General features: G+C 69.8%; 18 protein-coding genes and 1 pseudogene. 10 read left to right on the top strand and 9 right to left on the bottom strand.

All coding sequences use genetic code 11. The features are described 5' to 3' along the window. From ACFY3V_RS13145 to ACFY3V_RS13135, 3 genes and pseudogenes are all read left to right on the top strand, one after another. On the top strand, positions 1 to 1592 hold a 1592-nt coding region (locus ACFY3V_RS13145; RefSeq protein WP_389772946.1), incomplete at its 5' end, for a hypothetical protein. Positions 1593 to 1671: 79 nt separating this feature from the next. After that, entirely contained in the window at positions 1672 to 2826 is a 1155-nt protein-coding gene (gene rffA / locus ACFY3V_RS13140) for a dTDP-4-amino-4,6-dideoxygalactose transaminase (protein ID WP_389772943.1), read from the top strand. After that, positions 2826 to 3536, top strand: a pseudogene (locus ACFY3V_RS13135) (GNAT family N-acetyltransferase); the annotation flags it as partial. The gene rffA and the pseudogene ACFY3V_RS13135, both read left to right, overlap by 1 nt. Before the next feature lie 31 nt (positions 3537 to 3567). On the opposite strand, the gene ACFY3V_RS13130 reads toward ACFY3V_RS13135, so the two are convergent. After that, positions 3568 to 4572 carry a glycosyltransferase family 2 protein gene (locus tag ACFY3V_RS13130; RefSeq protein WP_389772940.1) on the bottom strand — a complete coding sequence of 335 codons (1005 nt, stop codon included), beginning with the start codon at positions 4570 to 4572 and terminating at the stop codon, positions 3568 to 3570. Positions 4573 to 4652: 80 nt separating this feature from the next. On the opposite strand from ACFY3V_RS13130, the gene ACFY3V_RS13125 reads away from it, so the two are divergent. The 3 genes from ACFY3V_RS13125 (at position 4653) to rfbB (ending at position 7292) form a co-directional block, all read left to right on the top strand. Further along, a complete protein-coding gene (locus tag ACFY3V_RS13125) occupies positions 4653 to 5117 on the top strand; it encodes a GtrA family protein (RefSeq protein ID WP_389772937.1) in 465 nt (154 codons plus the stop codon). 133 nt (positions 5118 to 5250) lie between these two features. Beyond that, positions 5251 to 6318: a glucose-1-phosphate thymidylyltransferase gene (locus tag ACFY3V_RS13120; protein ID WP_389772934.1), complete on the top strand. Its 1068-nt coding sequence runs from the start codon at positions 5251 to 5253 to the stop codon at positions 6316 to 6318. Beyond that, positions 6315 to 7292 (top strand): dTDP-glucose 4,6-dehydratase, encoded by a 978-nt coding sequence (gene rfbB / locus ACFY3V_RS13115; RefSeq protein ID WP_389772930.1) that lies wholly within the window; start codon positions 6315 to 6317, stop codon positions 7290 to 7292. The genes ACFY3V_RS13120 and rfbB overlap by 4 nt, the downstream gene beginning before the upstream one ends. Positions 7293 to 7336: 44 nt before the next feature. Here the strand turns inward: rfbB and ACFY3V_RS13110 are convergent, their stop codons facing one another. Beyond that, positions 7337 to 9442 (bottom strand): DUF4082 domain-containing protein, encoded by a 2106-nt coding sequence (locus tag ACFY3V_RS13110; protein ID WP_389772928.1) that lies wholly within the window; start codon positions 9440 to 9442, stop codon positions 7337 to 7339. A gap of 640 nt (positions 9443 to 10082) precedes the next feature. Between ACFY3V_RS13110 and ACFY3V_RS13105 the strand changes: the two genes are divergently transcribed. Then, entirely contained in the window at positions 10083 to 11342 is a 1260-nt protein-coding gene (locus ACFY3V_RS13105) for a nucleotide sugar dehydrogenase (protein WP_389772925.1), read from the top strand. A 174-nt stretch (positions 11343 to 11516) separates the two neighbouring features. Here the strand turns inward: ACFY3V_RS13105 and ACFY3V_RS13100 are convergent, their stop codons facing one another. Beyond that, positions 11517 to 11843, bottom strand: coding sequence for a carboxymuconolactone decarboxylase family protein (locus ACFY3V_RS13100; RefSeq protein ID WP_389772922.1), 327 nt, complete (start codon positions 11841 to 11843; stop codon positions 11517 to 11519). Between the two features lie 214 nt (positions 11844 to 12057). On the opposite strand from ACFY3V_RS13100, the gene ACFY3V_RS13095 reads away from it, so the two are divergent. From ACFY3V_RS13095 to ACFY3V_RS13085, 3 genes are all read left to right on the top strand, one after another. After that, on the top strand, positions 12058 to 15393 hold the full coding sequence (locus ACFY3V_RS13095; protein ID WP_389772919.1) for a BTAD domain-containing putative transcriptional regulator: 3336 nt from the start codon (positions 12058 to 12060) through the stop codon (positions 15391 to 15393). 124 nt (positions 15394 to 15517) lie between these two features. Beyond that, positions 15518 to 17071, top strand: a complete 1554-nt coding sequence (locus ACFY3V_RS13090; protein WP_389772916.1) for an MFS transporter — start codon at positions 15518 to 15520, stop codon at positions 17069 to 17071. A 348-nt stretch (positions 17072 to 17419) separates the two neighbouring features. Next, positions 17420 to 20083, top strand: coding sequence for a glycoside hydrolase family 3 N-terminal domain-containing protein (locus tag ACFY3V_RS13085; protein WP_389772913.1), 2664 nt, complete (start codon positions 17420 to 17422; stop codon positions 20081 to 20083). Between the two features lie 213 nt (positions 20084 to 20296). Here ACFY3V_RS13085 and ACFY3V_RS13080 read toward each other — a convergent pair whose 3' ends face one another. The 6 genes from ACFY3V_RS13080 to ACFY3V_RS13055 form a co-directional block, all read right to left on the bottom strand. Continuing rightward, on the bottom strand, positions 20297 to 20689 hold the full coding sequence (locus tag ACFY3V_RS13080) for a gas vesicle protein K (RefSeq protein WP_362900493.1): 393 nt from the start codon (positions 20687 to 20689) through the stop codon (positions 20297 to 20299). A gap of 80 nt (positions 20690 to 20769) precedes the next feature. Continuing rightward, positions 20770 to 21045 (bottom strand): gas vesicle protein, encoded by a 276-nt coding sequence (locus tag ACFY3V_RS13075; protein ID WP_389772909.1) that lies wholly within the window; start codon positions 21043 to 21045, stop codon positions 20770 to 20772. Then, on the bottom strand, positions 21035 to 21829 hold the full coding sequence (locus tag ACFY3V_RS13070) for a GvpL/GvpF family gas vesicle protein (protein WP_362900497.1): 795 nt from the start codon (positions 21827 to 21829) through the stop codon (positions 21035 to 21037). The genes ACFY3V_RS13075 and ACFY3V_RS13070 overlap by 11 nt, the downstream gene beginning before the upstream one ends. Next, the gene (locus ACFY3V_RS13065; protein ID WP_389772959.1) at positions 21822 to 22226 is read right to left on the bottom strand and encodes a gas vesicle protein; all 405 of its coding nucleotides are present in this window, start codon (positions 22224 to 22226) and stop codon (positions 21822 to 21824) included. Before ACFY3V_RS13065 ends, ACFY3V_RS13070 begins: the two co-directional genes overlap by 8 nt. A 13-nt stretch (positions 22227 to 22239) precedes the next feature. Continuing rightward, positions 22240 to 22704, bottom strand: coding sequence for a gas vesicle protein GvpO (gene gvpO, locus ACFY3V_RS13060; protein WP_362921836.1), 465 nt, complete (start codon positions 22702 to 22704; stop codon positions 22240 to 22242). Positions 22705 to 22749: 45 nt separating this feature from the next. Next, positions 22750 to 22971 carry a gas vesicle protein GvpG gene (locus tag ACFY3V_RS13055; protein WP_350944208.1) on the bottom strand — a complete coding sequence of 74 codons (222 nt, stop codon included), beginning with the start codon at positions 22969 to 22971 and terminating at the stop codon, positions 22750 to 22752. Between the last annotated feature and the right edge of the window lie 10 nt (positions 22972 to 22981).

Here is a 22981-nt window from a genome sequence, read left to right as displayed (position 1 = left end):
TGCTCCCCATGATGTTCACCCTGACCATCCTCCTGGCCATGATCACCCACCGCCTCACCCGCTCCCACCCCGCCACACTCCTCGCCATCACGGGCACCGTGTTCATGACCGCCCCGAACCTCTACCTGGGGGTGAACCTCGGGATGTTCACCTGGAGAGGCTTCCAGTCCTGGACAGGCCCCACCCAGACCTTCGGGGCCCTCCTGTTCGCCCCGGTCGTCCTGCTGCTCGTCGACCTCCTCGAAGGCCGGAGACGTGACGTCGGCAGATGGCTCCTGCTCGGCGTGTTCATGGTGGCGGTGATGGGAGCCAAGGCCACCCACCTTCCCCCGCTCGCCGCGGGACTGGCCGCCGTCGTCGGGGTCGAGGTGATCAGGCGGCGCCGGATACCACGGTCCGCGCTCGTCGCGCTCGGGATGACGGTGGCGTGCTCCCTCTTCGCGCAGGTAGTACTGTTCGGCGGTGCGAGGCAGGGGACGATGGTCGACCCCCTCTCCCTGCTGCGCCGGGCCTGGGGAGAGCTGACCGGCCACGTCGGCGCGGCCGAGCCGCCGCCGCTCTCGGTGCTCGGTGTCACGGTGCTGTACGCGCTGTGCCTGGCCGTCGCGTGGTGCGGGATCCTCGGGCTGCTGTGCAGGCCAAGACTGCTCCTGCGACCGGCGGTGGTCCTCCTGCTCGGCATGGGCGCCGCGTGTGTCGCCGCCGTGCTCCTGCTCGGGCACCCTCACCTCGGCCAGCTCTACTTCTTCGGGGCCTGCTATCCCTACATGATGATCGTCGCGGCCTACGGGCTCTCCGTCATCGTGCGACGGGCACGGATGCCGCTCGGGACGATCGCGTACGCGGTCGGCGCCGGTGTGATGACGGCCTACCTGATCCGCATGCTGTGCGACGTCAGGACCCCCCTGCCCCCTGGCCGCCCGGACACCGTGCTGTACCTGCCCTACGCCGCGCTCCTGGCCGTCGTCGTGCTGGTGGCCGTCGCCCTGATGGCGACCGGGCGCGGCGGCCTGCGGGCCTGGGCCTTCATGCTTGTCGCGTTCGCGGCGGTCGGGCCGCCCGCCGCCTGGTTCACGCGCGTTCTCCCGGGCGCGGAGAGCGTCCCGGTGGCCCGGACGTTCGGGGAGGTCCCGCCGGTGCCGGTTCAGGCGGTTCCCCAGGGTGCCCTGGAGGCCGGCCGGTGGCTGCGCGCCCACTCGGACCCCGACGACCTGGTCGCCACGAACGCGCACTGCCGCTGGGGGTACGAGAACCCGTGCGACAGCCGTCAGTTCTGGGTGGCCGCCCTGTCGGAGCGGCGGGTGCTGGTCGAGGGATGGACCTACACCGCGGCGAACATGAGCCACTGGCGGCCGGGGTCCCCGCCGGAGTACCTGCCGTTCTGGGACGAGGAGCGGATCCGGCTGAACGACGCCGCCTTCCAGGCCCCCTCGGCGGCCACGATCGGGCGGCTGCGCGAGCGCTACGGGGTGCGCTGGCTCTTCGCCGACGAGCACCGCACCGGCCGGACCTCCAGGATCGGGGACTTCGCCGAACTCCGGTTCCGCTCCGGCGACTGCGCCGTCTACCGGATTCCGGACGGATCGGCGTGACCTAAGACTTGCGTAATGGATCGCCAAGTAACGACGGCGCGACGCGTGTCGGCCGGTCCTTTCGTTGTTCACTTCGGCCGTGAACGCAACCGACCTGAAGACGATCCCCTTCAACAGGACGCACATCTCGGTGAACGAGCTGGACTACCTGGGGGAGGCCGTGCGCCGACGATCCACCTGCGGAGACGGGCCGTTCACCCGGCGGGCCGCGGAGATCCTCGGAAAGATCACCGGGGCGGGCCAGGTGCTGCTGACCACCTCCTGCACGCACGCGCTGGAGATGTCGGCGATCCTCCTGGATCTCCGGGCTGACGACGAGGTGATCATGCCGTCGTTCACCTTCACGTCGACGGCCAACGCCTATGCGCTGCGCGGGGCGGTCCCGGTCTTCGTCGACTGCAGGCCCGACACCCTCAACGTGGACGAGCGGCTGATCGAAGCGGCGATCACCGATCGCACGCGGGCCGTCGTGGTCGTCCACTACGCGGGCGTCGCGTGCGCGATGGAGGAGATCGCCGAACTCTGCGACCGGCATGGCCTCACCCTCATCGAGGACAACGCCCACGGCCTGGGCGGATCCTATCGAGGCCGGCCGCTCGGATCGTTCGGCAGCATGGCCGCGCAGAGCTTCCACGAGACGAAGAACGTGCAGTGCGGGGAGGGCGGCGCGCTGCTGCTGAACGATGCGGGTCTCGTCGCGCGTGCCGAGGTCATCCGGGAGAAGGGCAGCGACCGCAGCCGGTTCTTCCGCGGTCAGGTCGACAAGTACCGATGGGTCGACATCGGCTCCAGCTACCTGCTGTCCGACGTCCTGGCCTCACAACTGACCTCGCAGCTGGAGTCGTTCCACGAGATCCAGTTCCGGCGCCACGCCGTCTGGTACCGGTACCACGAGGAACTGGCGGACTGGGCGAGGGGGAACGGGATCTCCCGGCCGACGATCCCCGACGGCTGCGCGCATCCGGCGCACCTGTACTACCTGCTGTTCCCGGATCTGGAGAATCGCCGGGCCTTCATCGACCATCTCCGGGGGCGCGGCGTGCAGGCGACGTTCCACTACCAGCCCCTGCACGCCGCGCCCGCGGGGGTGAGGTTCGGTCGCGTGGCCCCGGGGGGCTGCCCGGTCGCGGAGAGGGTCGCCGACCGCCTCGTGCGGCTGCCGCTCTACGCCGACCTGGACGAGACCGGCGTGGCACGAGTGGTCGACGCCGTCCGGTCCTACGAGGTGAGCTGATGGCCTGGCGCGACGTGATCGAGGCACAGGCCGTACGGGCCGTGGAGTCGCCGCTGGAATCGGCCAGGTTCGGATGTTCCGTGGAGCGCCTCACTGTCCCCGTGGAGTCCGGGGCGCCGTTCTCCGCGGTCCGTGAGGCGCTCCTGGGGTCGGTCGCGGACGTCGTCGTGCTCCGGTACCCGGCGGAACACGTCGGCTGGTTCGCGAAGCTGGCCGCGCTCGGCCGGACCGCCGTGTTCGCGGACTCCCTCGTGTACTGGCGCCTGCGCGCGGGAGAGGGACGCGGGCCTGCTCCGTCACCCGGGCTGCGAACGTCGGAGCCGGCCGGTCCCGCCGCGGTGGAGGCACTGGTCTCCGACATCTTCGGCGTGTACGGGAACCACTATCTGGCCAATCCGCTGTTCGACGCGGCCGAGGCCCTGGCGGGCTACCGGGAATGGGCGCTGAGGTCGTCCGCGGAGGGGGAGTGCCTGACACTGGAGGATCGAGGCGCCGGAGTGGAGGTGCCCCGCCTGCTCGGGCTGGCCACGTTGGAGGAGGACGGTCCCCGGACGGAGATCCTCCTGGCCGGAGTGGTCTCCGGCTCACAGGGGCGTGGTCTCTACGCTCACCTGCTCAGGGCCGTCGAGGACCGCGCGCTGGCGCGTGGCGCGGCGGAGGTCGTCATCTCCACCCAGGGACACAACACGCGGGTGCAGAGGGCATGGGCGAGGTACGGATTCGAGCCCGTCCAGACCTTTCTCACCGTTCATCTGGTCCGGAGCCGGCTCCTGCGCGTGCGGGAACGCCAGGGCCGCCGGGCCGCTGGGGAAGATCGACGGCGGACGACCCGACGCGCTCGCGCACCACGTACGTCGGACGGCCCATGCCGTTTCCGTGAATGCGGCCGATGTACTCACCGAGGACTCCGATGGACAACAGCTGGGCGGAGGAGAAGAGCGCGACCATCGAGGCGACGGTGGTGAACCCGGCCACCGTGGTGTCGCCCGCGGCGAAACGCCACAGGACGGCGCCCCCCAGCAGCAGGCCGATCACACCGACGAGGAATCCGAGGTAGCTCGCCGCGCGGAGCGGAGCGGTGCTGTAACCGAGGAGCATGTTCATCGCGTGCCCGACCAGCAGGCGCGGCGTGTAGTTCGATCGCCCGTGGTCGCGCTCGTTCATGTGCACGCCGACGGAGCCCACCTGCGTGGTGGCCCATGACAGGGCCACGTCGACCGACGCGTGTGGTCCCGACAGGCCCTCGAACCCGTCGCGCATGTGCGTGCGCAGGGCCCGGAAGGCGCTGATCGTACGCGCGGTGCGGATGCCCAGCGCGCCGGCCATGGCGGCCTTGACCGACCGGGACGCGAGACTCCGCAGGAACCCGTGCTCCTCGTCGTGCGGGACGCCGTACACCAGGTCGAGGCGGTCGCCTTCGAGCGCGGCCAGGAGGAGGGGGATCTGCTCGGGGGGATGTTGCAGGTCGTCGTCCATGGTGACGACGACCTCGAACGCCGCCTCCCTGATGCCGGCGACCAGCGCGTTGTGCTGCCCGTAGTTCCGGGACAGGCGGATCGCCCGGACGGCGTCGACCTGGCGGGCCAGCTCCGCGGCGGTCTCCCACGTGTCGTCCGGGCTTCCGTCGACGACGAGGATCACCTCGTGCCGGACGGCCAGGCCGTGAAGGACCGGCATGAGCCTGTCCACCAGCGCCGGAAGGGTCCGCGCTGAGCGGTAACACGGAATAACCACCGACACCGACATTGATCCCCCGATTATTTCTTGTCGCCCACTACAATCCTGTTTCATCCCAATGTCTGACCACGATCCGGAGCGGCCGTCACATGGTTGAAGTCGAAGGTGGAACCGTCCGTGACAATAACTCGCATTTCGGGCGGCCGACCGTGATCTCGGCCTTTGGTGGCCACCGCATCACATATCTGTTCGCCGGCGCCATGACGGCTATGGTCTATTACGTTCTCCTCGGCTTAGGATTGCTGGCCTTTGAAGATGGCGTTCCCTATCTTTTCCTGGTCGTGGTCAGTCACCTGATGACCGTGGTGATCGTCTACCCCTGGTACAGGCTGGTGGTCTTCCGCGACTCCGGGTATTCCTGGCCGGCGGGCTACCTGCGGTTCTACGTGGTCGGGCTGAGCTTCCTCGCGGCGTCCGTCGTCGGGGTCCCGCTTCTGGTGGAACTCGCCGGGGTCCCGATCATGGTGGCCCAGGGGATGGTGATAGTGACGAGCCCGCCGCTGAGTTACGCGATAAACCGGGCGTGGGTGTTCCGCGACCGAGGAAAAGTGTGAAATCGGCAACACGCCGTACGCTCTTCAGTAAAGGTGTGAGCCGGTGAAGAGGCGTCGATTTCGGGTTCCTGTAAAATCGGGCGGACATGCGGCCACACGGTCATGTGTTCTTCGCGGAAGGACTCGAAGAGCGTTGAAGGCACTCGTTCTGGCGGGCGGTAAGGGAACGAGGTTGCGCCCGCTGACCCACACCTCGGCGAAACAGCTGGTCCCGGTCGCCAACAAGCCGGTGCTCTATTACGGGCTTGAGGCGATCCGGCAGGCCGGCATCACCGACGTGGGCATCGTCGTCGGCGACACGGGTCATGAGATCCGGGACGCCGTGGGCGACGGCTCGCGGTTCGGGCTGGACGTCACGTACATCCCCCAGGAGGCTCCCCTCGGGCTGGCGCACTGCGTCCTGATCGCCGGGGAGTTCCTCGCCGACGAACCGTTCGTGATGTATCTGGGGGACAACTTCCTGGTGGACGGCATCACCGATCTGGTGGACGCCTTCCGCCTGGCCGACCACGACGCGCAGATCCTGCTCACCAGGGTCGCCGAACCGCAGTTCTACGGAGTGGCCGAGATAGGGCCCGAAGGCGAGATCCTAGGGCTGGAGGAGAAGCCGGAGCACCCGCGCAGCGACCTCGCGATCGTCGGGGTCTACATCTTCTCCCCGGCGATCCACGAGGCGGTCCGGGCGATCACCCCGTCGGCGCGCGGCGAGCTGGAGATCACGGACGCCGTCGCGTGGCTCCTCGACAACGGCTTCCGCGTCCACTCGCATCTTGTGAGTGGTTACTGGAAGGACACCGGGCGCCTCCAGGACATGCTGGAGTGCAACCGCATCGTCCTCGAACGAGTCGAGCCCGACATCAGGGGCACCGTGGACGGCCTGAGTGAGATCACCGGACGGGTCGTCGTCGGGCCGGGCGCGGTGGTGGAGAACTCGATCCTTCGCGGTCCGATCGTGATCGGCGCGGACACCAAGATCCTCTCCTCCTATGTCGGCCCCTTCACCTCGATAGGCTCCGGCTGCCTGGTCGGCAGCGCCGAGATCGAATACTCCATCGTGCTCGACGGCTCCTCCGTGCAGGGCGTCTCGCGCATCGCGCACTCCCTGATCGGGCGCAGCGTCGAGGTCAGCCGCGCGGCCGGCGTCTCCAACACCCACGAGCTCATGGTGGGCGACCACAGCAGGATCCAGGTGCGCGCATGAGAGTCCTCGTCACCGGCGGAGCCGGGTTCATCGGGTCCCACTACGCCAGGTCGCTGCTGCTCGGGTTTTGGCCCGGCTGCGAGGACACACGGGTCACCGTCCTGGACAAGCTCACCTACGCGGGCAACCTCGCCAACCTCGCCCTCCTCGACGGCCACTCCGGTTACGCGTTCGTGCGGGGCGACATCACCGACGCGCGGCTCCTCGCGGACGTCGTCCCGGGCCACGACGTGGTCGTGAACTTCGCGGCGGAGAGCCACGTCGACCGGTCCATCGCCGGCGCGGGCGACTTCGTGACGACGAACGTGCTGGGGACCCAGAGACTTCTCCAGGCCGCGCTGGAGGGCGGAGTCCGCACGTTCCTTCAGGTCTCCACCGACGAGGTGTACGGCTCGATCGAGGAGGGGGCCTGGAGCGAGAGCGAACCGTTGCTGCCGAACTCGCCCTACTCGGCGGCGAAGGCGGGTGGCGACATGCTGTGCCGCGCCTACCACCGCACCCACGGGCTCGACGTCCGGGTGACCCGCTGTTCCAACAACTACGGCCCCTACCAGCACCCCGAGAAGCTGATACCGCTCTTCGTCACCAACCTCCTCGACGGTGAGAAGGTCCCGCTCTACGGTGACGGGCTCAACGTACGCGACTGGCTGCACGTCGACGACCACTGCAGGGGCATCCAGACGGTGCTGGAGAAGGGGGCGCCCGGCGAGGTCTACAACATCGGCGGCGGCGTCGAGCTGACCAACCGGGAGCTGACCGGGCGGCTGCTGGCCGCGCTCGGCACGGGCTGGGAGGCGGTCGAGCCGGTGGCCGACAGGCTTGGGCACGACCGCCGCTACTCCGTCGACTGGACGAAGATCCGGTCCATCGGCTACGAGCCCCGCAAGGACTTCGGCGACGGCCTGGCCGAGGTGATCCGGTGGTATCGGGACAACCCGCGGTGGTGGCGTCCGCTCAAGGAGCGGACGCCCTGACACCGGACCCGTGCCACGGGGGCACCGGTCACACGAGCATCGTGTCAGCTGTGGAAGATCAGGTCGACCCAGTAGTTCGTCGCCTGGTAGGTGCTCGTCGGGAAGATGTTGCTCGGGCTGTAGGTGTAGACACCGTTGCCGCCTGAGGCGCCGTCGGCCAGGGCGGTGAGGGCGCCGTTGACGTACTGAGAGGTGAAGTACGGGCGGTCCATCGAGTAGTTGCCGGATGTGGTGTGGTAGGACGCGACGTAGGTGGTGCCGCCGGTGACGTTGACGGGTTGTGAGAAGTTCACCTGCTGCCAGCCGGTGGCGGTCTCGCCGGAGAACACGGCACTGGCCAGGAGTGTGCCGTCGATCCCCCACAGGCTGGCGGTGTGGACGCCGGTGTTCTGCGGGCCCTTGTAGAACCGGATCCCGCTCACCTTCCCGTTCGTCGCCGCCTTGAACTTGACACCGAGGGAAACCCCCTGCGGATCGGACTGCGACGGGACGCTGGGCACCGCCACCCTGTCCCACAGGCTGTCCGTCGGGATGAACACGACGTCCACCCAGTAGTTCGTCGCCTGGTAGGTGCTCGTCGGGAAGGTGTTCCCCGCCCCGTAGGTGTAGACGCCGTTGCCGCCGGAGGCGCCGTCGGCCAGGGCGGTGAGCGGGCCGTTGACGTACGCGGAGACGAAGTAGGGGCGGGTCGTCGCGTAGCGGCCGACCGGAGCGTAGTACGAGGCGATGTAGGTGGTGTTGGCGGTGACCGCCACCGGTGTCGAGAAGCTGACCTCCTGCCAGCCGGTGGCGGTCTCGCCGGTGAAGGTGGCGCTGGCCAGGAGGGTGCCGCCACTCGTCCACAGGCTGCCGATGTGGGTGCCGGTGTTCTGCGGGCCCTTGTAGAACCGGATGCCGGTCACGGTCCCGCTCGTCGCCGCCCTGAACTTGACGCCGAGGGTGACCCCCTGTGTGTCGGGCTGCGCGGGGACCGCCGGCACCCCGGCACTGTTCCACAGGCTGTCCGACATGCTCTGGATGACGGGTGGTGACGTGCTCGGCGCGAAGTGGATCAGAGCCTCGTTGTCGAAGGTGTCCCCCCCGAGATAGACGGCGACGATGCTGTGATCTCCCCCGGAGAGGTCGGAGACCGTGATCCTGGCGGGGATGCCGTCGGTCTGGAAGGCCGAACCGAGGACCGTCGAGCCGTCCTTGAAGACCACCTCGCCGGCGGGAATGACCGTACCGCTGACCTGCTGCACCGTCGCCGTCAGGGTGACCGGGTCCCCTCTCCAGGCGGGGTCGGCTGAGGAGGTCAGGCTCGTGGTGGTCGGCGGGTCGTTCGGCACGGTGACGCGGGTGAACGGCAGGCTACCGGTGCCCTGGATGGCGGCCGTGCCGTTGAGTGCGAAGACGCGGCCGTTCACGTTGGCCCCGCTGCCGATCGCGACCGTGCCCTGCGCCAGGAGGTTGCCGCGGAAGGTGCAGTACGTGCCCAGCGTCGCCGGGCCGCTGATCTGCCAGAAGAGGTTGTTGGCCTGGGCTCCGCGCTGGAGGCTGATGTTGCTGATGTTCGCCGCGTCGAGGCTGGAGGCCTGGAAGATGAAGACGGCGTTCGGGTCGCCCTGCGCGTCGAGGGCGAGCGTCCCGCTGATCGAGAAACTCCCGGTGACGGAGTTGTAGACCCCCGGCCCCTTGGTCGTCCCGCCCAGCTGGGCGGCCACCGTGGCGTCGGGCGTGCGCCCGGCGGCGTCGTTGTAGGCGCCGGTCGCGTCGGCCTTGGCCTGCGCCGCGGTGGCGTTCCCTATCTGTTTGGTCCCCGAGACCGTGCCGGGCGGGAAGCCGGTCACCGTGGTCCCCGGGCTCACCCCCAGGTTGCCGGTGATCGTCGTGGAGTTCACGTTGGTGACCGCGGCCGCCAGCACCCCGAACGGCGCGGCGCTGCCGATGTTCACCGGATCGGCCGCGCTGGCGCCGCCGGGGGTGCCGGCGACCACGCCCATCGCGAGGACGGCCGCCACGGTGGCCTTCAGCAGGACGCGGCCGACGGAACCTCGCGGGCGGGGCGGGCGGAGCCGGAGGAGCGGTCTGCTCCGGGCTCCTCTGGTGCCGATCATGGTCGCGGTCGTGCCGACCGTCTGGTCGAGCGCGTCGCGAACGGTTTTGGACATGCGACACAACTCCTCACTGATCTCGTGATGCGTCAGACGCCCGGTGCTATCCGTCGTCTGTGATCTGTCATGAATAAAAATTGAATTTTTGTCGACCTTCTGTGTGATTTGTCGCATTAACCACAGAGGTGACCGAGGGTGGATATTGAGAGAAATAATCGAATTATCGTCACGCCGCTTAAGGGTGTCACCTAACACGCTGACGACTCTGCCGTGGGGGTTGGCGTACGCGGGTTCGTGTGCGGCCGGGAAAAGCGCATGTTGGCGTGCGGGTGATGGAAAATTTACTCGCCAATACTTCTGGATATTGCTTGATTTTCGGCACTAAAGTGACATCTGCGCTGTTCGGAGAGGTCTTCGTGGGTGGGTGGAGGTGGCCTGCTTTCGCCCTCATGTCCGCCCGCCCTCTTTGTCGACGGCCTTCAATGTGACCATAAAATATATAAAAGCATATTTAAAGTAATTGTGTATGTTTCAAGGTTTTTACTCTGTTATCGGTGGTCGGCAGGGCCTCGTGTGCAGGGCTTGAGCAGCTCCGGCCCCTGGGCGACACGCCCGGACAATGGCGGGATGGGCGGTGCGGGAAAGCGGGACTCTTACAGTCGAGGTTGTCTTGTCCCGAATCGACAGGGGTTCTGCCGTGAAAGAGAAACTGGTGGTGATCGGCCAGGGGTACGTCGGCCTGCCACTTGCGATGGGGGCCGTCACAGCGGGCTTCGACGTCGTGGGAATCGATGTGGACGAGTGGAGGGTCAAGCGCCTCAACGCCGCCGAGTCCTATGTCGAGGACGTCGACGACGAGATGCTGTCCCTGGCCCACCGGTCCGGCCGATACCTGGCCAGCGCCGACTACGCCGCCGCCGAGGGGTTCGACGTCTGTGTGATAACCGTGCCGACGCCGTTGCGCGAGGGCGTTCCCGACCTGAGCCACATCGGCGCGGCGGGGGAGTCGCTCGCCCCGCTGCTGCGGCGGGGCGCCGCGGTGGTCCTGGAGTCCACCACCTATCCGGGGACCACCGAGGAGTATCTGCTGCCGCTGCTGGAGGAGGGCTCAGGGCTGCGGGCACCACATGACTTCCATCTGGGCTACAGTCCCGAGCGAATCGACCCGGGCAACACGCACTGGCGCCTGGGGAACACGCCGAAGGTCGTCTCCGGGATAGACAGGGCGTCCCTGGAGAGGGTCGAGGCGTTCTACGCGAGGATAGTGGACAAGGTGGTCCGAGTCTCCTCGCCGCAGGTGGCAGAGCTGTGCAAGCTCCTGGAGAACACCTTCAGGCACGTCAACATCGCCCTGGTGAACGAGCTGTCGATCTTCGCCCAGCAACTCGGCATCGATGTCTGGGAGGCGATCGAGGCCGCCTCCACCAAGCCGTTCGGATACATGCGCTTCACCCCCGGTCCCGGCGTCGGCGGGCACTGCCTGCCGATCGACCCGTCATACCTGTCGTGGAAGGTCAAGCGCAGCCTGGGACACAACTTCCAGTTCGTGGAACTGGCCAACGACATCAACGACCACATGCCCGACCACGTCGTGCACCGGATCGGACTCGCGCTGAACCGGTTGCGCAAGCCGGTCAACGGCAGCCGGGTGCTCGCGCTCGGCCTCGCGTACAAGAAGAACGCCGGAGACTGCCGAGAGTCACCGGCGATCGACGTGGTGAGGGGTCTTCGCAAGCTGGGCGCGGACGTGCGGGCCGCCGATCCGCACGTGGACTGCTTCCTGTTGCCGCAGGGCATCGAGGTCGTCGCGTTCTCCGAGCGGGAGCTGGCGGCGGCGGACGCGGTGGTGGTCCTCACCGACCACGACTGCTTCGACTACGAGCTCGTCCAGCGGGCGAGCGCCCTCGTCTTCGACACCCGCAACCGCTGCCGGGGGCCGAACGTCGAGAGGCTGTGACCTCACGCCGTGGGGCGTCCCGGCGGCCTCCGCCGGGACGCCCCACGCCGGATGACCGCGATCCGACGGGGTGGGGGAGCGGTGGGCCCGGCCGGGGGTGGTTGCGCCGGAGGGGCAGGACCTCATGACGCGGGCGATCGGGTTTCGAGCGCCGTCGCCGACGCGGAGCACGAGTCAGGACCTCATGACGCGGGCGATCAGCTCCTCGACCTGGTTGTTGAGCCTGCCGCCCCGGGGCCATCCCGCGTAGTGGGTGAGGAAGACGACGATCTCGCGGAGCTCGTCGGGGGTGAGGTCGCCGGTTCGCAGCGCCGCGTCCAACTGGAGGTCGACGTCCTCGTTCATGCCCTGGCCGACGAGCAGGCCGATCAGCAGCATGCGCCGGTCGCGGTTCGAGATTCCCTCCCGGGACCACACCTCGGCGAAGAGGTTCTCGATGGTCACCCCGAAGAGGTCGCCGGGCTCGTTCCCACCGTGTTCCCAGCCGTAGACCTGTCTCATCGAATACCTCCGTGTGGAAGCCCCCCGGCAGCCGTTCCCCGGCGGGAGCGGCCAGTGGAGTCCTTACCCCGCCTGCCCCGCCGCTTCCGGTCTCAGGGAAAGATCTTTTTTCCCTAAAGTCCAGATATGTAGATGTATTTCGTATCGGAGACCATCCCGCGTTACACGCGCGGGTTCCGATCGGCGGCGGGCGGGATGCCGCGATAATCGGGATATGCGGTTCGACATCCTCGGCCCCACCCGGATTCGGCTCGACGGTGGCCGCGTGGTCGTCGTGGGCGGACAGGGGATGCGCGCGCTGCTCGTGATGCTCCTCCTCGACGTGGGCAAGGTCGTGACCACCGAGCGGCTGATCGGCGGCCTGTACGGCGACGATCCGCCCGCGAACGCCGCCAACGCCCTGCAGTCCCAGGTCTCGCGGCTGCGCAGGACACTCGGCGACCAGGAGGTGATCGAGTTCCACCCGGCGGGCTACCGGCTCGTGGGCGGGGCCGACGCCGTCGACGCCCACCGCTTCGAAGGGCTCGTCGCGGAGGGTCGCCGGGCACTCGCCTCCGGCGAGCACGACAGGGCCGTGCGGCTGCTGGGCGAGGCGCTCTCCCTGTGGCGCGGGCCCGCGCTCGCCGACGTGGGGGACTCGCCGTTCGCCCCGGCGCCCTCGGCCAGGCTGGAAGGGCTCAGGCTCGACTGCGTGGAGGACCGCGTCCAGGCGGAGCTGGAGCTGGGCCGTCACCGTGAGCTCGTCGCCGAGTTGCAGGGGCTCACCGCCGCCCACCCCTTCAGGGAACGGCTGTACGGGCAGCTGATGCGCGCCCTGTACGGCTCGGGCAGGCAGGCCGAGGCCCTGGAGGTGTACGAGGGGGCGAGACGGGTCCTCGGCGAGGAGTTCGGGGTGGACCCGTCGGCCGAGCTGGCCGCCGTGCACCTCGCGGTGCTCAGGGCCGACCCCGCCCTCGCCGGCGTCCCCGCGGCCGGTGCCGCTCACGGTGCCGCCGGCGGCGAGGGCGACGCCGCGCCCGTCAGGTCGGGACTGCGGGCCCCGCTGACCAGTTTTTTCGGCAGAAAAGAGGAGATGTCCAGGCTCCACGCGCTGCTCGGCGAGGCGAGACTGGTCACCCTCGTCGGTCCCGGTGGCGCGGGCAAGACCCGGTTGGCCGGCGAGGTCGCCGCGAAGGAGCCCGGCGACGTGTGCTTCGTGGAACTGGCCGCCGTCTTCGGCGCGGGAGAGGCGGTCCAGGCCGTACTCGGCGCGCTGGGTGTCCGCGACGCCGGTCTGCTCCCCGGACGCCCGGTTCCGGCCCCCCTGGCCAGGCTGGTCGCGGTGCTGGCCGACCGGCCCGTGCTGCTCGTGCTGGACAACTGCGAGCACCTGGTCGCGGAGGTCGCCGAGCTCGCCGGCCACCTGCTCGCCGCCTGCCCGGGACTGCGTGTCCTGGCGACCGGCAGGGAGGCGCTCGGTATCACCGGGGAGGTGCTCCACCCCGTCGCGCCGCTGCCGGTGCCGAGGGCGGGCACCGGCGCCGAAGAGGCCCTCGCCTACCCCGCCGTGCGGCTCTTCGCCGACAGGGCGGCGGCCGTGCGTCCCGGCTTCCGCGTCGACGACGCCAACGTCGAGCGGGTGCTGGGCATCTGCCGCGCCCTGGACGGCCTGCCGCTCGCGCTGGAACTCGCCGCGGCGCGCCTGCGCTCCCTGCCGGTGGCCGAGGTGGCGTCCCGGCTGGGCGACCGTTTCCGGCTGCTGTCACGCGGCAGCCGCACCGCGCTGCCCCGGCACCAGACGCTGCGCGCCGTGGTCGCCTGGAGCTGGGACCTGCTCGACGACGACGAGCGGTCGCTGGCCGGACGGCTCACCGTCTTCGTGGGCGGCGCCACGCTGGAGGCGGCCGCCCGGGTGTGCGGACCGAGCGAGGAGGAGGTCGTCGACCTGCTGAGTTCCCTCGCGGAGAAGTCGCTCGTCGAGCGGGTGGGCGAGCGTTACCGGATGTTGGAGACCATCCGCGCGTACTGCGCCGAACGGCTGGCCGAGACCGGCGAGACCGAGGCGCGTCGCGAGGCGCACGCCTCGTACTACGCGGACCTGGCGGCCACGGCGGACTCCCACCTGCGCGGTGCCGGGCAGCTGGAGTGGCTGCGCAGGCTGGACGAGGAACGCGACGATCTGCACGCCGCACTGCGCTGGGCCGTCGACACCGGCAGGAACGAGCAGGCGCTGCGCCTGGTCGCGGGACTCGCCATGTACTGGTGGCTGCGGGGCCGCCGCTCGGAGGGCGCGGGCCTCGCCGCCGACCTGCTCGTCGCGATCGGATCGCCCTCCGCCGAGGACGCGACCGGGTCGGTACCGGCCGAGGGAGCGAACGAGAAGGTGACCGGGTCGGTACCGGCCGAAGGAACGGCCGAGAAGGCGGCCGGATCGGCGCGAGGCGAAGAGCAGGCCGAAGAGCCGGTCGGGAGCGCGGCGGGGCCGGTGCCGTCCGGGGGAGTGACGGGGGTCGCGCCGATCGAGGGGATGGAGGAGGAGTACGCGATCAGCGTGCTCGTGGCCGCCTTCGGCGAGTCGCGGTCGCCCTGGCGCCTCGTCCCGCTGGCGGAGATCATCCCGCCGCTCGACCGGCCGTACCGGTGGCCGTTCCTGGCCATGTTGTGGCCGATGCTCACCGGACCGCCCGACTTCCTGCCGGAACCGCCGCTGCCCGTCATCACCGATCCGTGGGTACGGGCGCTCAGCTGCTTCGGTTACGGCTACTTCCATCTGTCCGGAGGCGACGCCGCGAGCGCCGAGCACCACTTCGGGGAGGCACTGGAGCTGTTCGGCTCCATCGGGGAGCGCTGGGGGAGCGCGCTCACGCTGGCCGAGCTGGCCGGGCTCGCCGACCTGCGGCAGGACAGGGCCGCGTCGCGCGCGCTCGCCGGTGAGGCGCTCCGGCTGGCGCGGGAGCTCGGATCGGACGAGGACATCGCGGAGCTCGTCTGCCAGGAGGCCGCGTCGGCCGTACGCGACGGTGATCTCGCGGCCGCTCACGCCGAGTACCTGCGCGCGGCCGGCCACGCCCGCAGGGCCGGTGTTCCCGATGTGATGGCCAAGGTCCGGCGTGGCCTCGCCGAGGTCGCGAGGCTCCGAGGGGATCTGGACGAGGCGCGCGCCCTCGCCCTCGGCGCCCTGGAGCTGTGCACGCAGGAGTGGTACACCACCGAGGAGATCCGGTCGCGGATCACCGTCGAGCTGGGCCGGATCGCCGCGGCGGGCGGAGACGGCGCCGGGGCGAGGGCCTGGCACCTCAGGGCACTGGAACCCGCGCTGCGGCGTTACTCGCCGGTGGCGGGCCTGGTGCTCGAAGGTCTGGCGGAGGTCGCGCTACTGGAGGGGGACGCCACGGGCGCGGCCCGGCTGCTGGGCGCGGCCACGGCCCTCGGCGGCACCCCGGCGGCGAACCTCGACACCGGCGTCACGGCGGCCGTCCGCGCCCGGACCGGTGACGCCGCCTACGAGCGGGAGTGGCGCGCGGGAACCCGCCTGTCGCGCAGCGAGGTGCTCGCGGTGTTCGCCACGTGATCTCGCCCGGATGTCCTGGATTCCGAGATGATCGGGGACCCGCGCGGTCCGGTCACGGCGGTGATGAGGGGACCGTCAGCGGGAGGTGCGCGGGCCGTCAGCGCCGCCGATCACGATGGCGGGCATGAAGGATCACTCCCCGATCACGGATCGCCGCAAATGGGCGACCCTCGCCGTCGCCTGCCTGGCGGCGCTGCTCCTCTCCGTCGACGTCACCGTCCTGCACCTCGCCCTCCCTCAGCTCGTCGCGGACCTGCGGCCCTCGTCCACCCAGATCCTGTGGATCGGTGACGCGTACGGGTTCGCGCTCGCCGGGCTGCTGATCACGATGGGCAACGTCGGCGACCGGATCGGCCGCAGGAGGCTGCTCCTCATCGGCGCCGTGGCCTTCGGAGCGGCCTCGGCGGTGACCGCGTACGCTCCCACCCCCGAGTTGCTCATCGCCGCCCGGGTCCTGCTCGGCGTGGCGGGCGCCACGATCATGCCCTCCACCCTGTCGATCATCCGCAACGTCTTCACCGACCCGAAGGAGAGGACCACGGCGGTCGGCCTGTGGAGCGGGATGGGCGCGGCGGGGTTCGCCCTGGGACCGGTCGGCGGCGGCCTGCTGCTCGACCACTTCTGGTGGGGATCGGTCTTCCTGATCAACCTGCCGGTGATGCTGCTCATCGTGGTCGCCGGTTTCCTCGTGCTCCCCGAGTCGCGCAACCCCGCCGCGGGGCGGGTGGACCTCGTGAGCGTTCCGCTGTCCATCGCCGGCGTGATCGGTTTGATCTACGCTGTAAAGGAGGCGGCCGCGTACGGCGTCACCGACGCCGGTGTCCTGGCGGGGGGTGCGGTGGGGATCATCGCCCTGGCGCTGTTCGCGCGGCGGCAGACCCGGCTGGCCGAGCCGCTGATCGACGTCCGCCTCTTCCGGCGCAGGGCCTTCTCCGCCTCGGTCGGCGCGAACCTCATCGCCATCTTCGGCATGTCCGCGCTGTCGTTGATCTTCGCCTGGTACTTCCAGCTCGTCCTGGGCTGGTCACCCCTTCAGGCTGGTCTCGCGGGACTGCCCGGAGGTCTGTCGGCGGCGGTCGGCGGGGTCCTGGCCGCGGGTCTGATCGCCCGGTGGGGCCGGGCGAGGACGGTGGCGCTCGGCCTGGCGATGGCCGCCGTGGCCTTCGCCTGCTACGGCCGGATCACGCCGGACACCTCCTACCTGTACTTCCTCGGCCCCATGATCGTCTGCGGGGTGGGCATCGGGCTGACGTTCGCGGTCACCAACGACACCGTGCTCGCGAGCGTGCCCAGGGAACGGGCCGGTGCCGCGGCGGCGATCTCCGAGACGTCCTTCGAGTTGGGCGGCGCGCTGGGTATCGCCGTGCTGGGCAGCGTCCTGACCGGTGTCTACCGGGGGGAACTCCGGCTCCCCGAAGGGCTGCCCGGCGAGGTGGCCGCTCCCGTCGTGGAGTCGCTGCCCACCGCGCTGGAGGCGGCCACGGCACTTCCCGGCCGACTGGGGGAGACCGTCGCCGAGGCCGCGAGGCTCGCCTTCGTCGCCGGGGTCCAGGTGACCGCGATCACCGCCGCGGTGATGATCGCCGTACTCGCGGCGGTCTCGCTCGCCGGCCTGCGCGGTGTCCCCGACGTGATTCCCGAGATCCCCGAGGAGCTTCTTCCCGAGGCGCGTGGCTGAACGGGACCCCGAGGTGATCGGCTTCCCCGGTTCCCTCGGGTACCCGCGCCCTCGCCGTCGACCGCGGTGGCGCCGAGCCCTGACCGTCGACCCGCTCGCGACGTCTCGCCGCGAGCGGGCCCGGTTCCTGAGAGCGCTCTCACTTAAATGTAACACCGAAGGTGTGGATGTTGAGATTCCCCTGGTAGAAGCGGTTCTAGGGTCGCAAGGCATGCGCAGAGCAGGTTTTTGTATGAGAGAGCGCTCTCGCGAGAGTATTGACTCGGCTGTGTCACAGCGTCAGGATCTGCGAAGTGCGGACTCGGGGGATCCGCAGGTCCATCGCAGTACCTCGAGAACGGATCCTCGATGATCAGACCCTTCGCCCGACAGGGCGCCCGCCGGAGCGGACTCGCGGTGCTGGCGAGTCTCGCCGTCCTGTCAGCGGGCGTCACCGGGATTCCGAGCGCGGGCGCCGAGATCGCGACGGGCGGCCGGCAGCCGGTGATCGGCAAGCCCGCCCTGGACGCACGCGGCTGTGCCCGCATCGAGAAGAAGCTGCCCGCCCTCTCCGAATGGCCCAAGGTCAAGAGCAGGATCGAGCAGAACCGGTCCGACGAGAAGCGAGTGGCGAAGATCCTCGCGGGCATGACGCTCGCCGAGAAGGTCGGCCAGATGACCCAGCCGGAGATCGTCGCGATCACCCCGGAGGAGGTCGGGCGATACTTCATCGGCTCGGTGCTCAACGGCGGCGGCTCCTGGCCGGGCCGCGACAAGCACGCCGCGCGGAAGGCCTGGCTCGACCTCGCCGACGCCTACTGGAACGCCTCCGTCGCCACCCGCGCGAAGATCCCCGTCATCTGGGGCACCGACGCCGTCCACGGCAACAACAACGTCTACGACACCACCGTCTTCCCGCACAACATCGGACTGGGCGCCGCCCAGGACCCGTGTCTCGTGCGCGACATCGGGGCGGCGACCGCCCGGCAGACGCGCGCCACCGGCCAGGACTGGGCGTTCGCGCCCAGCGTCGCCGTCCCCCTCGACGACCGGTGGGGCCGCACGTACGAGGGCTTCTCCGAAGACCCCAGGATCACCCGGGCGTACGGGTACGAGGCCGTCAAGGGCCTGCAGGGCAAGCATCCGCGCGGTATCGGCCAGGACGGCGTCATCGCCACCGCCAAGCACTTCATCGGTGACGGCGGCACCCTCAAGGGCGTGGACCAGGGCGTCAACCCCTCGTCCGAGACCGAGATGATCAACGTGCACGGTCAGGGCTACTACGGTGCCCTCGCGGCCGGGACCCAGAGCGTGATGGTCTCGTTCAACAGCTGGAAGAACGCCGACCTCGGTATCGACGAGGGCAAGCTGCACGGCAGCAAGCGCGTCGTCACCGACATCCTCAAGCAGAAGATGGGCTTCGACGGCGTCGTCGTCTCCGACTGGAACGGCATCGGCCAGGTCGCCGGATGCACCAACGCGAGCTGTCCCCAGGCGATCAACGCGGGTATCGACGTGGTGATGGTGCCCAACGACTGGAAGGCGTTCATCACCAACACGATCGCCCAGGTCGAGAGCGGCGCGATCCCGATGGCGCGCATCGACGACGCGGTGACGCGCATCCTGCGGGTGAAACTGCGCGCCGGAGTGCTCGACGGTCCCAAGCCCTCCAAGCGCGCCTTCGCCGGGTCCGCCGACGCGGCGGAGACGAGGAGGCTCGCCAGGGAGGCCGTGCGCAAATCGCAGGTCCTGCTCAAGAACAACGGCAGGGTGCTGCCGCTGGCCGCGAAGTCCAAGGTCCTCGTGGTCGGCAAGAGCGCCGACAGCCTGCAGAACCAGACCGGCGGATGGACCCTCACCTGGCAGGGCACGAACAACGTCAACGCCGACTTCCCCAGGGGCACGACGATCCTCGGCGGGCTGCGCGAGGCGCTCGGCCAGTCCCGTGTCACCTTCAGCGAGACCGGCGACGGCGTCGACCCCTCGGCGTACGACGCGGTCATCGCGGTGATCGGCGAGACCCCGTACGCCGAGGGCATCGGCGACCTGGCGCGGCGCACGCTGGAGGCCGCCAAGATCTACCCGGCCGACCTCGCGGTGCTCGACAAGGTCACCGGTAAGGGCACCCCCGTCGTCACCGTCTACGTCGGCGGCCGGCCGCTGTGGATGAACAAGGAGCTCAACCGCTCCGACGCCTTCGTCGCGGCGTGGCTGCCGGGAACCGAGGGCGGCGGCGTCGCCGACGTGCTCGTCCGGGGCAAGCACCACGACGGCTTCACCGGCAGGCTGCCGTACTCGTGGCCGAAGAGCGCCTGCCAGTCGCCGCTCAACCCGGGAGCCGACGGATACGACCCGCTCTTCCCGCTCGGGTACGGCCTGCGTGACGGCCAGAGCGGGCAGGTCGGCAAGCTCGACGAGACCGCGCCGCCGTTCGGCTGCGGTGAGCAGGGCGGTGGCGGCGAGGCGAGCGAGGACCTGGAGATCTTCAACCGCACCGACATCGCGCCGTACAAGAGCTTCATCGGCTCCGCCGAGAACTGGGGCGGCACCGAGATCGGCGCCGACGGCGAGGCGGCGCACGCCGAGATCACCGTGGTGCCCTCCGACGTCAACGTGCAGCAGGACGCTCTGAAGGCGACCTGGACCGGCATCGGTCCCGCCCAGCTCTACCTGCAGAACCCGGCGGGTGGCACGGACCTGCGGGGCTACCTCAACACGAAGGGGGCGCTGGTCTTCGACACGATCGTCCACCAGGCGCCGGCCGCGAGGACCGTGCTCGGCGTCCACTGTGTCTATCCGTGCCTCTCCGAGGTGGTGGCGACCTCCCTCTTCCAGGGGCTTCCGGTCGGCGTGAAGTCGACCGTGAAGATCCCCGTCGCCTGCTTCGCCGCGGCGGGCCTCGACCTGGAGGTGGTCAACACCCCGTTCCTCGTCTACACCGAGGGGGCCTTCTCCGCGTCGTTCGCGAACGTTCGCTGGGTGCCGCAGGCGGCCGACGATCCCGACGCGAAGAAGTGCGAGGACCTGACCTGACACCGAGGACGTAGGCGAACGCCTCCCGGTGGGCCCTGGCTCTCCCGATGACCGACCACGGTGTCGTCAACGGGATCGGCCGGCATCGGCCGGCATCGGCCGGCTCCGACCGGGAGGCGTTCGCCCGCGCTCACCGGACGCGGGTGAACGCCTCCCGGTCGGTGGGGCAGACCCCGTTGACGACACCGTGGTGCACCGTGGACATCGTCGTCGTCAGTCGGTGGGCAGGAGGGTTCCGAGCGGCCCGAGGTCGAGGTTGAGATCGGACGGTGAGAGCTCGAAGCGCTCGCACAGCTCGGTCATCGCCTCCTCGAGGCGCATCAGTGTCACGCCCAGCACCTCCACCTGCTCGTCCGAGAGGTCCCCCTGGTCCATCCGGCGCACACACTGGCGCTCCACCAGCTGCCGTATCAGCTCGACGAGAGTGAGCACGAGGCGGGACAGGTCCCGTCCGACGGCCTCGGGATCGGTGTTCACCTTCCAGCGGACGGTCCGCGCCGGTCCTCGCGCGTTCCCGGCCCTGCCCGCGGGGGTGGTTCGCGTGACCTTGAACCGTCTCCTCGCGGGAGGGCGGAGTCGCTCCCGGGTGACACGAGGATCCTCCATGCCGCCGAGGTCCTCTGCCCGGGGGGCGCCGGGCAGAGGATTCACATCGCTCGCCCGAGGGGCGCCAGGGGGGCGGTTCGTCACAGCGCTCCCTCCTCGCCCGAGTTCCACGGGAGCGCGACCGCGCCGTGCGGGTGGGCGGACGGGATCGGGTCGGAGGCCCGCACGGAGGTGATGAGGGCGCGCAGGGAGATGCGGACGAGGTCGATGTCGGCGATGGACAGCACCAGATCCCCGCTCACCACCACCCCGCCGGCCAGCAGCCGGTCGAGCAGGTCCACCAGTGCCACGCGCTCGGGGGGGATGTATCCGGCGGCGGCGAGTTCGGCGCCCCTCGGCTGGTGGTCACGGGGCATCGAGTATCTCCGCACGGGTCGGGCCGAGGTCCACCGAGGTGAAGGAGTACGGCGCCCAGGGGCCGGTGAGCTGGATCTCGATCTCCTCGCCCCGCAGCGCGTCGACGGCCGCGACGAACTCCTCACGGCGGTCCTCGGCGACGAGGTAGGCGCCGTTGAGCAGCATCGTCTCCTCGCGGCCGGACAGTCGCGGGTCCTGCGGCCGATGGCGGTGGCAGGCGACCGAGATGGACGCGAGGGTGGTGTGGATGTCCTCGGCCCGCCGCGCCGCCAGACGCCAGGCGTCCTCCCTGCCGCGCAGGCTCGCCCGGCGGCGCTTCAGGTACGCCGTTCCCGGGCTGTCGGTCTCCTCGGGGGCCTCCTCGGCGCGAGGGGCCTCCTCACTCGGTTTGGCGTACACCTTCACCCCCCACTCCCTGCATCCGGTGACGTGGGCGAGCACCTCGGCGAGGTCGTCGTGCCTGCGCCGGAGCAGGTCACGGACCTGGTCCTCGCTGCTGTAGACCGTCACCAGCCTGACCGGGGCCGTGGGGGCCTCCTTCGCCACGGCCTCCACGACCCGGTCGTGGGCGCGGGCCGTCCCCCCGACCCAGTCCAGGTCCTCCAGGAAACGCCGCAGCGGCTCCTCGCCGAACTCCTCCAGGGGCACCGGGCTCACGTACGCGGCCAGGCCCTCGTGGGTGATCGCGCGCACCGGCGCTCCGGTCACGCCCGCCACGTTCTCCAGGAGAGGGTGCCCCACATCCTGGGCGATCGCGTAGAGATATGTGCCCGTCTCAGCCATCGCGCTCCTCCCTGAACCTTCCTGCCGATCGAAGCTCCCGGGCGTCACCGGAGGATCCTCTGTCGAGGGAACGGCGCCGGGTGCCCTCCATCTCCTCGTCGCCCTCGACGGTGGACAGCCGGTCGCGCAGGACGCGGTTCTCCTCGATCAGGTCGCGGTCGCGGGAGCTGAGCCACGGATCGTGTTCCCACCAGTCGATCCCCAGCTCCCGCGCCGTGTCGACCGAGGCGATGAGCAGGCGCAGCTTGATGGTGAGCAGCTCGATGTCGAGCAGGTTCACCCGGATGTCACCCACGATCACCACACCCCTGTCGAGCACCCGCTCCAGGATGTCGGCGAGGTTGGCGGAGGACTCCCGCCCGCCGGAGGAGCGCGGAAAGGACCCGCCGGATCGCATCACGTCGGCCACGTCAGCCCCCCTCGGCACTGTCCGCCCGGCCGCGCCGGTAGCGCTTCACCCTGCGGTACGACAGCAGGTCGCCGGTGGCGTCCAGCTCGATCTGGTAGAGCGACAGCATGTCGCCGGAGGAGGGGATGTGGCGGCTCTCGACGACCTCGACCTCGACCAGCCAGCCGTCCTCGGCCCGTCGTACCAGCGTCACCCCTTCCGTTTCCTTCGAGGTCAGGTCGGCGATGTGCCGCAACCCCGCAGCTCCGGCGGTCGCCGCGGACAGGGCGGAGGAACGCCGCCGCGGCTTCTTCGCGGGCTCGTCCTCGTCCTCCTCCTCTTCGTCCTCTTCGTCCAGGTCCTCCTCAGAGAGGTCCTCGTAGGGCTCCTCGTCCTCGTCGAAGTCCTCGTCGAAGGTCTCGTCGCCGGCGGTCTCGTAGGAATCGTCGGCGGAACGCTTCTCACGGGTTCCGCGCCTGACAGGCATGGGATCATTCCCCTCGTCGTCTCCGCAGCGATGCGGTCCTACCGGCTAGGTGAGCAGATCTCCGAGGATCCGCTCCGCGGCCGCGGCCTCCTCCTCCTCGGAGATCTCGCCGGAGGCCCTGGCCTCCTCCAGCTCCTCCAGGCGGCGCCTCACCGCCGCGGGGCTCCGGAGTTCCTGCTCGGCCTGTTCCTGAAGCAGCTCCGCGAGCCGGATCAGCCCGCGCAGCGGCGCGAGCGGCAGGCCGAAGATGAGCCCCAGTGGTTCCACGATCGATCAA

The sequence above is a fragment of the Streptosporangium sp. NPDC000095 genome, from assembly GCF_042899335.1.
In the GTDB taxonomy this organism is placed as follows: domain Bacteria; phylum Actinomycetota; class Actinomycetes; order Streptosporangiales; family Streptosporangiaceae; genus Streptosporangium.
This window is presented reverse-complemented; position numbering and strand designations above follow the sequence as displayed.